The organism is Streptomyces sp. SID14478 (assembly GCF_010548525.1).
GTDB lineage: Bacteria > Actinomycetota > Actinomycetes > Streptomycetales > Streptomycetaceae > Streptomyces.
This window is the reverse complement of the sequence record NZ_JAAGMG010000174.1, coordinates 1-12903: the sequence shown is the minus strand read 5'-3', so window position 1 is coordinate 12903 and position 12903 is coordinate 1. Positions and strand designations below refer to the sequence as shown.

12 protein-coding genes and 1 pseudogene are annotated in these 12903 nt (G+C 70.0%); 11 read left to right on the top strand and 2 right to left on the bottom strand.

What is annotated here, in order from left to right; genetic code table 11:
* Both G3I40_RS06695 and G3I40_RS06690 read right to left on the bottom strand, forming a co-directional pair.
* Nucleotides 1–189, bottom strand: a pseudogene (locus G3I40_RS06695) (hypothetical protein); the annotation flags it as partial.
* Between the two features lie 112 nt (nucleotides 190–301).
* Nucleotides 302–898, bottom strand: coding sequence for a hypothetical protein (locus tag G3I40_RS06690; protein ID WP_164301234.1), 597 nt, complete (start codon nucleotides 896–898; stop codon nucleotides 302–304).
* 452 nt (nucleotides 899–1350) lie between these two features.
* Between G3I40_RS06690 and G3I40_RS06685 the strand changes: the two genes are divergently transcribed.
* The 11 genes from G3I40_RS06685 to G3I40_RS06635 form a co-directional block, all read left to right on the top strand.
* Nucleotides 1351–2280 carry a hypothetical protein gene (locus G3I40_RS06685; protein ID WP_164301233.1) on the top strand — a complete coding sequence of 310 codons (930 nt, stop codon included), beginning with the start codon at nucleotides 1351–1353 and terminating at the stop codon, nucleotides 2278–2280.
* Nucleotides 2281–2282: 2 nt separating this feature from the next.
* A complete protein-coding gene (locus tag G3I40_RS06680) occupies nucleotides 2283–2978 on the top strand; it encodes a hypothetical protein (RefSeq protein WP_164301232.1) in 696 nt (231 codons plus the stop codon).
* Nucleotides 2979–3430: 452 nt separating this feature from the next.
* Nucleotides 3431–4432: an ATP-binding cassette domain-containing protein gene (locus G3I40_RS06675; RefSeq protein ID WP_164301231.1), complete on the top strand. Its 1002-nt coding sequence runs from the start codon at nucleotides 3431–3433 to the stop codon at nucleotides 4430–4432.
* Nucleotides 4433–4715: 283 nt separating this feature from the next.
* On the top strand, nucleotides 4716–5480 hold the full coding sequence (locus G3I40_RS06670) for an ABC transporter permease (RefSeq protein ID WP_164301235.1): 765 nt from the start codon (nucleotides 4716–4718) through the stop codon (nucleotides 5478–5480).
* Between the two features lie 7 nt (nucleotides 5481–5487).
* The gene (locus G3I40_RS06665; protein ID WP_164301230.1) at nucleotides 5488–6294 is read left to right on the top strand and encodes an ABC transporter permease; all 807 of its coding nucleotides are present in this window, start codon (nucleotides 5488–5490) and stop codon (nucleotides 6292–6294) included.
* Nucleotides 6295–6297: 3 nt separating this feature from the next.
* Nucleotides 6298–7539, top strand: coding sequence for an MCE family protein (locus tag G3I40_RS06660; protein ID WP_164301229.1), 1242 nt, complete (start codon nucleotides 6298–6300; stop codon nucleotides 7537–7539).
* Nucleotides 7536–8597 carry an MCE family protein gene (locus G3I40_RS06655; protein ID WP_164301228.1) on the top strand — a complete coding sequence of 354 codons (1062 nt, stop codon included), beginning with the start codon at nucleotides 7536–7538 and terminating at the stop codon, nucleotides 8595–8597. The genes G3I40_RS06660 and G3I40_RS06655 overlap by 4 nt, the downstream gene beginning before the upstream one ends.
* The gene (locus G3I40_RS06650) at nucleotides 8594–9649 is read left to right on the top strand and encodes an MCE family protein (protein WP_164301227.1); all 1056 of its coding nucleotides are present in this window, start codon (nucleotides 8594–8596) and stop codon (nucleotides 9647–9649) included. The genes G3I40_RS06655 and G3I40_RS06650 overlap by 4 nt, the downstream gene beginning before the upstream one ends.
* Nucleotides 9649–10650: an MCE family protein gene (locus G3I40_RS06645; RefSeq protein WP_164301226.1), complete on the top strand. Its 1002-nt coding sequence runs from the start codon at nucleotides 9649–9651 to the stop codon at nucleotides 10648–10650. The genes G3I40_RS06650 and G3I40_RS06645 overlap by 1 nt, the downstream gene beginning before the upstream one ends.
* Entirely contained in the window at nucleotides 10647–11807 is a 1161-nt protein-coding gene (locus G3I40_RS06640; protein WP_164301225.1) for an MCE family protein, read from the top strand. The genes G3I40_RS06645 and G3I40_RS06640 overlap by 4 nt, the downstream gene beginning before the upstream one ends.
* On the top strand, nucleotides 11804–12903 hold a 1100-nt coding region (locus G3I40_RS06635; protein WP_164301224.1), incomplete at its 3' end, for an MlaD family protein. The genes G3I40_RS06640 and G3I40_RS06635, both read left to right, overlap by 4 nt.

The following is a 12903-nucleotide window of genomic DNA, read 5'->3' as shown; positions in this document are numbered from 1 at the left end:
GTCCGGGGTCTTCGCCGGCGGTGCGGGCAGCGCGCAGTCGTAGGCGATCTCCGCGGTGGGCTGCCTTTCGTCCGCGTGCGAGCCCGGGCCCGAGAGCACGCCCGCGGCGAGCACGACCGCGGCGATCGGAGCCGCCCGCAGCGAGCGCGCGAGGCCGCTCCGTCCGTCCTGTCGCCGTTGCGCTGTCATCTGCCGACCTCCACTGAGCGGTGCTGCCCGGCCGCGCCCTGGACGCGACCGGGCCCGCCGCCGGTGACCGACCGGCGGCGGGCTGAACGGGACGGATCAGAACGTCACGGCGTCACGGCGAGGAGACGACCGGGGTCTGGTCCAGGACGTAGTCGCCGACGAAGTCCGCGTGGTCGCCCTCGTTGATGAGGCCGAGGCAGCTGGCGCCGGCCTGCGCCGCCAGGCTGCCGCCGCCGGTCACGTGCAGCGTGTGGGTGCTGTTCTGGTAGTAGCCCTCCACCGTGCCGGAGAACGTGGCGTCACAGCCGATCCCGGTGATGGTGGCGCTGATGCCGCCGATGGTGCCGTGTGCCTCGTCGGTGCCGCTCATGTTGTCGAGGTTGATCGACCAGGGCAGCGTGCCGGGCGTCACGTCGAAGCCGATGCCCGCCACGTTGCAGTTGTTGAAGGAGATGTTGCTGACGGTCCCGATGCCGGCGCCGGCGAGCCCGGAGCCGTTCTTGATCGTTCCCGATGCGTCGGAGGAGTCGCACTGGAGCTGCGTCGCGGGCACCGAGAGGGTCGGGTTGACCGCTTCGGCCGTGTAGGCGCCGCCCCCGGTCACGGTGAACGTGGCCAGCGCGCCGGCCGAGGCCTGGGTGACGGACAGACCGAGTGCCGCGCCGAGCGCGACGGTGGCGAATGCGGTGTTGCGGGCAAGTCTGCGCACGAGAGATCCCTCCAGGGATAATGGCGTACGAGATGGAATGCGCCGCCCGGCAGGGGCAGGGCGGGCTACGGCTCAACTCCATGCGGACAACGCGGATTTGGGGGAGCATCGGCTGTCCGTCGCCTTCGAGAGGGACGTTACGAGCTAGTAACCACGGCTCGCAATGGAGTGGCGCGATATTCCTCGCCGAGCGGAGAACTCGCCGGTTTTCTTGTCGGTGGGTGCGCAAAGGCGAGACCGGTTCTTGTCGCCGGGTGAGGACTTTGAGCGGTACGCAGGGAATTAGTCATCCGCTGAGCAAGTCGGGCGGCACTCTGCTCACTCCCCGATAAACGCGCGAGTAGTGGAAATCCTGTCAACGAGGCCATTGCCGCCGGAGGTTTCCCGCCAGTAACGTCCGGGACGCCTCATATCTCCTCCTGCCTCCCCGACCCTGCGAAGGGAAATTCGCCATGCCTTCTCTCAGACGCGCCTCGGTGCTGCTCGCGACGACGGCCCTGGTCACGCTGGCGTCCGTGGCCCCGTCCTCGGCGGCCACCGAACTGAACGGCTCCTGGGCGCCGTTCACCCGCTGCCCCGTCGACGACCCCGCCATGCTGGCCGCCGACGGCCGGGCCGACATCGCGATCTGCATCGCCTCCAGCTCGGTGAGCGGTTCCATCAAGCTGGGCAACACGCAGGTGCCCACGGGCCGCACCGACCTCCAGGCGGGCGTCCTCACGCATGCGGACGGCACGACCACCGTCGTGTCGCCCGCGGGCGGCGCGCTCGTCGCGGACCCGGCCCAACTGCCGGGCGGGCTGCTCGGGCTGATGTGCCCGGGCGACAACATCCCCGTCATCAGCGACCTCTGCGCGAAGATCACGAGCGCCGACCTCAACCGGGTCGACGCCACCATCGAATCGGTCAACACACCCAGCGAGTTCCAGCTCCTCGCGGGGGTGGTGCAGGGCAAGCCGATCATCGCCCTCCCCGTGCGCATCAAGCTGGACAACCCGCTCCTCGGGAGCAAGTGCTACATCGGCTCCGCCGCGGACCCGATCGTGCTGCGGCCGCAGAACACCACGGCTCCGGCGGTCAAGACGCAGCGCTTCGACCCCGACGGCACCGCCAACACGGCAGGTGTGATGGGGCAGATCAGCGCCCTCGGCGCCACCCAGGGCGACGCGACGTACACCGCCCCGGGCGCCAACGGGTGCGGGCTGTTCGGCGCCCTGGACTGGGCCGTGAACCTGAAGACGGGGCTGCCGGCCGGCTCCGGGACCAACAACGTCGTGCTCAACAACACGTCCACGTACGTCGCTGCGTTCTCCAGCCCGTCGTCGGCGGTGCCCAACGAGGGCGCCCTGCTGTCCCAGTACTGGCACGCGGGGGTGAAGTGACGATGGCGCGGGGGACCTTGCGGCGCCTTGCGGCCGTCGGGGCCGCGCTGGCCGCGGCGTGCGGGCTGTCGGCGACGTCGGCGTCGGCCACCGCGGGCGGCGGATGGACCGTGTCGCCGGGCGGCGCCTTCCGCGCGGCCGCGCAGAGCGATTACTTCCTCACGACGACGGCCAACGTGGTCTGGTGCACCTCCTCGGAGATCACCGGGACCTTCGCGTCGGGCACGGGGGCGTCCGGCGCGGACGTCGGCGAGATCACGGGGGCCGAGTTCACCGACTGCGCGACGGGGGCGCCCCACACGGCGGTCTCGTTCACCGGCAACGCGAGTGCGGCGCACCCGTGGAAGCTGAGCGTCGTGGGGCCGGATCCCGACGACGCGCACCGCGTCGTGCTGCGGATCTCCGGGGTCTCGCTGTCGCTGCGCGGCCTCGACCCGGCCCTGCCCTGCGCGGTGGACTTCGGGGGACCGGACGCCGACGGCGACGGGACGCAGGACGGCGGCACGGCGACGGCGTACTACGACAACCGGACGGGCGTCATGGCCCTCGACTCCGGAGCGAGCCAACTGGTTACGACGAGCGCGACGACGTGCGACGGCGCGCTCTTCTTCCCCCGCCAGGCCGGCTACTGGATGGCGGGCAGGTACCACGACGGCTACCACCTGGACGTGCCGCGGACGATCACGCCCACGCCCTGAACCGCTTTGTCATCCGCAAACAAAACACCCGGTCGAATTCATACTGCACTGACAAGAAAAGGCGGACCGCTCGCGGTCTGCCGGAAACTTGGCCGAACGGTATTGCCGGGCAAGGTTACTCGGCCGTAACGTCAAATCCGCGGCCGCTTGGCTCCACGTCGACAACCCCGGTCGACCTGGAGTTCCAACGGGGAAAGTTCGGCCCGATCCCTCCTTCCGGGACGGATTCCCCGAGGGCGGGGCCCTGTGAATCCGACCCCCCGGAGACGCGGGCCCCGCCCGGTTCCCCCCATGCGATTGCTCGTCCGGTGACAAAGAATTCCCGCCGGTTTGTCAGTCGGTGACAAAAGCGGGGCGGGCAGGCGGAATTACCTGCCGCACCGCTTGTCTCAGCAGTGACAAACCACTTAACGTGCGCTCCCCGGCGCACATGAGCGCTTGCTGGAGGTGACATGGGAATCGAAGTAAAGGTCGAGGGCCTCACCAAGTCCTTTGGCAAGCAACAGATCTGGCAGGACGTCAGCCTCACCCTGCCCGCCGGCGAGGTGAGCGTCATGCTCGGACCGTCCGGCACCGGCAAGACCGTCTTCCTGAAGTCGTTGATCGGGCTGCTCAAGCCCGAGCGGGGACGCGTGCTGGTCGACGGCGTCGACATGGCGCGCAGCCCCGAGCGGGACGTCATGGAGGCCAGGAAGCTGTTCGGGCTGATGTTCCAGGACGGCGCCCTGTTCGGCTCGATGAACCTCTTCGACAACATCGCCTTCCCGCTGCGCGAGCACACGAAGAAGAAGGAGTCGGAGATCCGCCGCATCGTGATGGAGCGGATCGACGTCGTCGGACTCCTCGGCGCCGAGGGGAAGTTGCCCGGCGAGATCAGCGGCGGCATGCGCAAACGGGCCGGCCTGGCCCGCGCCCTCGTCCTCGACCCGCAGATCATCCTCTGCGACGAGCCGGACTCCGGCCTCGACCCCGTGCGCACGGCGTTCATATCGCAACTGCTCATCGACCTCAACACGCAGATCGACGCGACGATGCTCATCGTCACCCACAACCTCGACATCGCGGCGACCGTCCCCGACAACATGGGGATGCTGTTCCGGCGCAACCTCGTCACCTTCGGGCCACGGGAAGTCCTGCTGACCAGCCGGGAACCGGTCATCGCCCAGTTCCTCACCGCCAGCAAGATCGGACCCATCGGCATGTCCGAGGAGAAGGACGCGGCGACGCTGGCCGCCGAGGCCGAGCAGAACGGCGGGCTCCTGGTCGCCCCGCGCGAGATCGTGCCGCAGCTGGACCCCTCGCCGGGACTCGGCGAGCGCAAGGCCGTGGCCCGGCGGCGGGCCCGGGTGCTCAGCATGCTGGACACGCTGCCCGACTCGGCGCGGGACGCGATCCGCGCCACCTACGCCCTGGAGCCGACCGCGGTGCTGCCCCGGGCCGGGGGTGCGCTGTGACCCGTCAAGCCCCTCCGGCGATCGAGGAGCGGGGGCCGGGGCGTCGCCCCGGGGCCCTGCTCTGTCGCGCGTTGCCTTCCCGTCGCCGGGTGCGGCTCTCGTCGTGGCCGGTCGCGCAGGTCCCCGCGCCCCTTGCGGGGCGCATATCTGGCGGGGGTGTCCTATGAGCCTCGACGAGCGGTCCGCGGCGCCGACTCCGCCTCCGCCTCCGCCTCCCGGCGAAGGGGCCCGGGCTGCGGGGCCGGGCCCCGGACCCCGCTCCTCAAGCGCCGGAGGGGCCGGGATCCTGCTCGCCCCCCTCCGGCAGACCGGGCAGTTGTTCGCGCTCGCTGTCGCCGTCGCCCGCGCCGTCTTCCGCCGGCCGTTCCAGTTCCGCGAGTTCGTCGAGCAGTTCTGGTTCATCGCCAGCGTCACCATCTTGCCGGCGGCCCTGGTGTCCATCCCGTTCGGCGCCGTCATCGCGCTCCAAGTCGGCTCGCTCACCCAGCAGTTGGGGGCGCAGTCCTTCACCGGCGGCGCCAGCGTCCTCGCCGTCATCCAGCAGGCCAGTCCGCTCATCGTCGCCCTGCTCATCGCGGGCGCCGGCGGCTCCGCCATCTGCGCCGACCTCGGCTCCCGCAAGATCCGCGAGGAGCTCGACGCCATGACCGTCATGGGCGTCTCGCCCGTGCAGCGCCTCGTCGTACCGCGCGTGCTCGCCACCATGACCGTCGCGCTGCTGCTCAACGGCATGGTGTCCGTCGTCGGCACCCTCGGCGGCTACTTTTTCAACGTGATCCTGCAACACGGCACCCCGGGCGCCTACTTGCAGAGCTTCTCCGCGCTCGCCCAGCTCCCCGACCTCTACGTCAGCGAGCTGAAGGCCCTGATCTTCGGGTTCATCGCCGGGATCGTCGCCGCGTACCGCGGGCTCAATCCGCGTGGCGGGCCGAAGGGCGTGGGCGACGCCGTCAACCAGTCCGTCGTCATCACGTTCATCCTGCTCTTCTTCGTGAACATGGTGATGACCGGCATCTACCTCCAGATCGTTCCGCCGAAGGGAGGCTGAGCCCGTCATGACCTCCCCCCTCGTCTGGCTCGACCGTGGTGGCGACCAACTCCTCTTCTACATAAGGGCGTTGGTATGGATACCGCGCACGCTCACCCGGTACACGAAGGAAGTGCAGCGGCTGCTCGCCGAGGTCGCCTTCGGCTCCGGCGGGCTCGGCGTCATCGGCGGCACCATCGGCGTGATGATCGCCATGACGGCCGCCACCGGGACCGTCGTCGGGCTCCAGGGGTACGCGGCCCTCGACCAGATCGGCACCGCCGCCTTCACCGGGTTCGTCTCCGCGTACTTCAACACCCGGGAGATCGCCCCGCTGGTCGCCGGCCTCGCGCTCTCCGCCACCGTCGGTGCCGGGTTCACGGCGCAGCTCGGCGCCATGCGCATCAACGAAGAGGTCGACGCGCTGGAAGGGATGGGCGTGCGGTCGATGCCGTACCTCGTCACCACCCGCATCATCGCCGGCGTCGTCGCCATCATCCCGCTCTACGCGATCGGGCTGCTCTCCTCGTACCTCGCCTCGCGCCTGGTCACCGTCGTCTTCAACGGGCAGTCGCAAGGCACCTACGACCACTACTTCAACCTCTTCCTCTCCCCGACGGACGTCCTGCTGTCGGTGCTGAAAGTGCTGATCTTCAGCGTCATGGTGATCGTCGCCCACTGCTACTACGGATTCCGGGCCAGCGGAGGACCCGCCGGGGTGGGGGTCGCCGTCGGGCGGTCCGTGCGCAACGCCATCGTGCTCATCTCCGTCACCGACTTCTTCCTGTCGCTGGCCCTGTGGGGCGCCACCACGACCGTGAAAGTGGCGGGGTGAGCCATGGAGACCGTCCGCCGCAGACTCGCCGGGGTCGTCTTCCTCGTCGTGCCTGCCCTGCTCGTCTGGCTCGCCGTCGCCGTCTACAACAAGGACTTCGTCTCCTCCGACGACGTCGTCGTCGAGACCGGCAGCGTCGGCAACGAAATGCACCTCGGCGCGGAGGTCAAGCTGCGCGGCGTCGTCCTCGGCGAAGTGCGCGCGATCGACGCGACGCCCACCGGCGCCCGCCTCACCCTCGCCCTGAAGCCCGGCGCCCTCGACAGCGTGCCCGACGACGTCCGCGCCCAGATGCTGCCGACCACCCTCTTCGGCGAGCGGTACGTCGCCCTCGTCGCGCCCAGCGACCCGAGCACGCGGATGCTGGCGGCCGGAGCCGTCATCCCGCAGGACCGGTCCGCCAACGCCATCGAACTGCAGCAGGTCCTCGACGACGTGCTCCCGATGCTGACCGCCGTACAGCCGCAGAAGCTGTCGTCGACCCTGTCCGCCGTGTCGCAGGCACTGGAGGGGCGCGGCAGCCGGCTCGGTGACACCCTGACCCAACTCGACGCCCACCTGCGCAAGTTCAACCCGAACCTGCCGACCCTGAACGAGGACCTCAAGCAGCTCGTCAAGGTCAGCAGCGTGTACGCCGACGCCGCACCCGGCATCGTCGACGCACTCACCGACTTCACCACCACCAGCGGCACGCTCGCCGAGAAGGAGAGCGACCTCGCCGGTGTCTACGGCAGCACCACCCAGGCCGCCGACGACCTCGACGCGTTCCTGCGCGCCAACAAGGACAACATCATCCGGCTGTCCGCCACCTCGCGGCCCACGCTGCAGCTGCTCGCGAAGTACTCGTCGTCCTTCCCGTGCACCCTGCGCACCCTCGCCGACTTCGTGCCGCGCATGGACCGGGCCCTCGGCAAGGGCACCGACGAGCCGGGGCTGCACGTCGACGTCACCACCGTGCCGTCCAGGGGGAGTTACGTCCCCGGGCGCGACACCCCCTCGTACGACTCCGGCGGCGGACCGCACTGCTACCCCGTGCCCTATCTGGGCGCCGGGGTCGCCAAGGCGCCCGTCACCGCCAGCGCCTCCGCCGACCAGGACCTCGGGCCCGCCAACTCGCCGCAGGAGAACGACCTGGTGAACGAGTTGCTGGCGCCCGCCGCCAAGGCCGCGCCCGACGACCTGCCCGACTGGTCCAGCGTGCTCACCGGACCCCTGTACCGCGGCACGGAGGTGAAGCTCAAGTGAGTGCCAAGGACGCGCAGTTCTCGCACGTACGACGGCGGTCCCTCGCCGGGCCGCTGGTCAAGTCCCTGATCTTCGTGCTCGTCACCGCCCTCGCCACCACCGTGCTCGGCCTGAGCATCGCCAACAGCGGAGTGGGCACGGACGCGACCACGTACAAAGCCCTGTTCACCGATGTCACCGGGCTCGTCGACGGCGACGGCGTGCGCATCTCCGGCGTGAAGGTCGGCGAGGTCACCGACGTGCGCGTCGTCGACCGGCGCACCGCGCAGGTCACCTTCACCGTCGCCCACGACCGGCGCCTGCCGCGCACCACCACCGCCGCCGTGAAGTACCTCAACATGGTCGGCCAGCGGTACGTGTCCCTGGAGCGCGGCACCGGGGACGGGCCGGGGGACCTCGCTCCCGGAGACACCATCGCGCTCGACCGCACCACGCCCGCCCTCGACCTGACGCTGCTGTTCAACGGGTTCAAGCCGCTCTTCGAAGGCCTGTCCCCGCACGACGTCAACGACCTCGCCGGGTCCATCGTCAAGGTGCTGCAGGGCGAGGGCGGGACCGTGGACTCGCTCATCGAGCACGTCGGGTCGCTGTCGTCGACGGTCGCCGCCAAGGACAAGGTGATCGGCGAGGTCGTCGGCAACCTGACGGACGTGCTCACCACCATCAACGACCGCGAGGACCACTTCGACGACCTCGTCACCACCCTCAAGGAACTCATCTCCGGCTTCAACGAGGACCGCAAGCCGCTCGGCGACGCGGTGCAGGCGATGGGCGACCTGACGACCGTCACCGCCGGGTTCCTGCAGGACGCCCGCAAGCCGCTGAAGGACGACATCCACCAACTGGGGCGTCTTTCCACGTCACTTGGGGACGGCATCCCGCAGATCGAGAACTTCCTCGACAAGACGCCCGCCAAGCTGACCGCCCTTTCCCGGCTGTCGTCGTACGGATCCTGGTTCAACCTCTACCTCTGCGGCGCCAAGGTCGGCGGGGTCTCCATGTCCGACGGGTCGAAGCCGCCCACCGGCATCGCCGTCACCGAAGCGAGGTGCCAATGAGGCTCAAGCCCATTCAGGCGCGCAATCCCGTCACCGTCGCCGTCGTCGGTCTCCTGGCGCTCGCCCTGCTCGCGCTCGCCGCGCTCAACGTGAGCAGCCTGCCCCTCGTCGGCGGCGGCACGGACTACAGCGCCGACTTCAGCGAGGCCGCCGGGCTCGGCAGCGGCGACGAGGTGCGCATCGCCGGCGTGAAGGTCGGCGAGGTCACGGACGTCTCGCTCGACGGGAACAAGGTGAAGGTCTCCTTCGACATCAAGGACGACACGACCTGGATCGGTGACCGCACGACCGCCGCCATCGCCATCAAGACCCTGCTGGGCGAGAAGTACGTCGCCCTCGATCCGGTGGGCGGTCAGAAGCAGGACCCGGGCAGCCGCATCCCGCTGTCCCGCACCACCTCCCCCTACGACGTCACCCAGGCCTTCCAGGATCTCAGCGGCACCTTCGACGAGATCGACACCAAGCAGCTGGCCACCAGTTTCGAGACGATCTCCGACACCTTCAAGGACTCGCCGCCCGACGTGAAGGCGGCCGTGAAGGGCCTGTCCGCGCTGTCGAAGACGGTCTCCTCGAGGGACACCGAACTCGCCGAACTGCTCGCGGGCAGCAAGAAGTTGACGAAAACGCTGGAGACGAAGAAGTCGAGCTTCGAGACGCTCATCGACGACGGCGGCTCACTGCTCGGCGAGCTGAAGAAGCGGCGCACCGCCATCAAGGCGCTGCTCACCGGCAGCGAAGCGCTCGGCCGGGAGCTCGGCGGACTCGTCGAGGACAACGACAAGCAGCTCGACCCGACGCTCAAGGCGCTCGGCCGGGTCACGGACGTCCTGGCGAAGAACCAGGGCAAGCTCGACAAGACCCTCGCGCTCGTCGGCCCCTACTACCGGCTCATCGGCAACACCCTCGGCAACGGCCGCTGGTTCGACAGCTACCTGTGCGGCGTCGTGCCCCGCACCTACCTGCCCGAGACATCACTGCCCAAGACCTCCTGCATGCCGCCGAAGAACGGCACCTACGACGTGAAGGGGACCGAGAGAGGGAGGGGCGAGTGATGCGTACGCGCCGCAAGCTGCTCGTGGGCGGGCTCGCGCTCGCCGTGCTGATCGCCGCCGGGATCGTGGGCGTACGCGCCACCGGCTCGGGCGGCACCCGCCTCACCGCCTACTTCGACCGGGCCGTCGGCATCTACCAGGGCTCCGACCTGCGCATCCTCGGAGTGCGGGTCGGCAAGGTGGGCGCCGTGCGACCCGAGGGCACCCAGGTCGAGGTCACGCTCGACCTCGACGACGGGGTGAAGGTGCCGGCCGGTGCCCGCGCCGTCGCCGTCGCACCCAGCGTCGTCGCCGACCGGTACGTCCAGCTCACGCCCGCCTACACGTCCGGGCCCACGCTGTCCGACGGGGCGAAGCTGCCCGCCTCCCGCAACCGCACCCCCGTCGAGATCGACCAGCTCTACGACAGCGTCACCGAGCTGAGCAAGGCCCTCGGGCCGGGCGGCGCCAACGCCGACGGCGCCCTGTCCGGACTGCTCGACACGGGCGCCGCGAACCTCAAGGGCAACGGGTCCGCGATCGGCGACAGCATCGAACAGTTCGGCAAGGCCGCCAAGACCCTCAACGGCAGCAGCGACGACCTGTTCACCACCCTCTCCCAACTCCAGACCTTCACCACGATGCTGAAGGAGAAGGACGGCAGCGTGCGCACCGCCCAGGAGAACCTCGACGACGTCACCGGCTACTTCGCCGACAACAAGGACGACCTGGCCGGAGCGCTCAAGGAACTCGGCCGCGCACTCGGACAGGTCAAGACCTTCATCAAGGACAACCGCGGCGAACTGAAGAAGAACGTCGAGCGCCTGGTGCCGATCACCCAGACCCTCGTCGACCAACGCGCCTCCCTGGCCGAGATGCTGGACGTCGCCCCACTCGCCGCCGACAACGTCGTGAGCGCCTACAACCCGAAGACCCGCACGCTCGACGGCCGCGCCAACCTGAACGAGCTGAGCATGGGCGGCCCGCTGCTGCCGCTGCCCGCGGTCGGAGGCGACCAGTGACCGGGCCCGGCCGCCGCAGAGCGGCCACCGGGGCGGGGCTCGGCTGCGCCTTGGCGGTCGTGGTCGCGTTCTGTCTGACCCTCGGCGTGTTCACCGTGCCCACCCCGTCGTTCGGCGGGATCGAGGACCTGCCGCTGCCCGGCGGCGCCGACCTCGGCCCCCACCCGTACACGATCACCGCCGACATGAAGGACGTGCTGAGCCTGGTCCCGCAGTCCGCGGTCAAGGTGAACGACGTCGCGGTGGGCCGGGTGACCGACATCCGCCTCGTGGGCAGCGACAGTTGGTCGGCCCGCGTCACCATGCGCCTCAACGGCGACGTACGGCTGCCCGCCGACACCGGAGCCCGCCTCGAACAGTCCAGCCTGCTCGGCGAGAAGTACGTACAGCTCGTCGCCCCCAAGGACGGCACCGGATCGCTGGGCGCCGGGGACCGCATCCCGCTGTCGCGCACCGGCCGCAACACCGAGGTCGAAGAGGTCTTCGGCGCCCTGTCGCTGCTGCTCAACGGCGGCGGCGTCAGCCAGCTCAAGACCATCACCACCGAACTCAACTCGGCGATCGGCGGCCGCGAGACCCAGGTCCGCTCCACCCTGCACCGCGTCGACACCCTCGTCACCGACCTCGACGACCACCGCGGCGACATCACCGCCGCACTCGACGGCGTCAACCGCCTGTCGGCCACCCTCGCGCACCGCAAGGAGGACGTCGGGACCGTGCTCACCGATCTCTCGCCCGGCCTCAAGACCCTGGAGAAACAACGGGGTTCCCTCATGACGATGCTGCGCTCCCTGGACCGGCTGCAAGGCGTCGCCGTCGAGACCATCGACCGGGGCAAGGCCGACATGGTCGCCGACCTCAAGGCCATCGCGCCCACCCTCAAGACCCTCGCCGACTCCGGCAAGGACCTGCCCGACTCGCTGCAGGTGCTGCTCACCTACCCGTTCACCGACGAGGTGCTGCGGGGCGTGAAGGGCGACTACCTCAACGCGTACCTCGACCTCACCGCCGAGCCCGGCACGACGCTGATCCCGCCGCTGGCCGGGGCGAGCCCCTCCCCGTCCCCGAGCCCCTCGGCGACCGCCCAGAAGCCCGCGAAGAAGTCGCCGGCGCTTCCCCTGCCGTCGAGCGGCGCGAGCGGGGGCGGTTCCCGGTGATCACGCTCGCCGTCCGGCTCAAGAACCTCGCGTTCCTCGTGATCGCCGTCCTGGTACTGGCCTTCCTCGGCATCCGCTACGCCGACCTGGGCCGGTACGTCGGCGCCGCGGACTACTACACGGTCAAGGTCCAACTACCCCGCACCGGCGGCTTGTTCACGCACTCCGACGTCACCTACCGGGGCGTGTCGGTGGGCCGGGTCGGCTCCCTCGGCCTCACCCCCGACGGCGTCGAGGCCGATCTGCGCATCAAGAAGTCCGCACCGCGCATCCCCGACGACGCCAAGGCCGTCGTGGCGAGCCTGTCGGCGGTCGGCGAGCAGTACATCGACCTGCGCCCCGACCGCACCGAGGGGCCCTACCTCGCCGACGGCGCGCACCTCGACGCGTCCGCCACGAGCGTGCCGCGACCGGTCACGGACGTCCTCGCGAGCGTCGACGACCTGACGACATCGGTGCCGCTGGACTCGCTGCGCACGGTCGTCGACGAGTTCGGCAAGGCCTTCGAGGGGCGCGGCCAGGACCTCCAGGTCCTCCTGGACAACGGCTCCGACTTCGTCCAGGCCGCCGACCGGGCGCTGCCGCACACCACGAAGCTCATCGCCGACGGCGAGGTCGTGCTGCGCACCCAGGCCGAGGAGGGCCGGGCCATCAAGGACTTCGCGTCCGGGGCGAAGGACCTGGCGTCCACGCTGAAGGGCTCGGACGCCGACCTGCGCGAGCTGATCATGGCGGCGCCCGAGGCCGCGACCCAGCTCAGCGGCGTCCTGCGGGACATGAACCCGGAGATCGGCGTCGTCCTCGCCAACCTCCTCACCACCTCCGAGGTCGCCGTCACCCGGCAGCGCGGCACCGAGGAACTCCTCGTGAAGCTCCCGCAGGCCGTCGCCGCGGGCGCCACGGCCGTCGACGGAAAGCAGGTCAACTTCGGCATGGCGGTCACCTTCTTCAAACCCCTTCCCTGCACGGCCGGTTACTCCGGTACGACCTACCGCCTCGGTACGGATCTGAGCCCGGCGCCCGCCCTCAACACCGGGGCCCGCTGCACGGCGGCGGCGTCGAGCGGGGTCGGCGTCCGCGGCTCGGCGCACGCGCC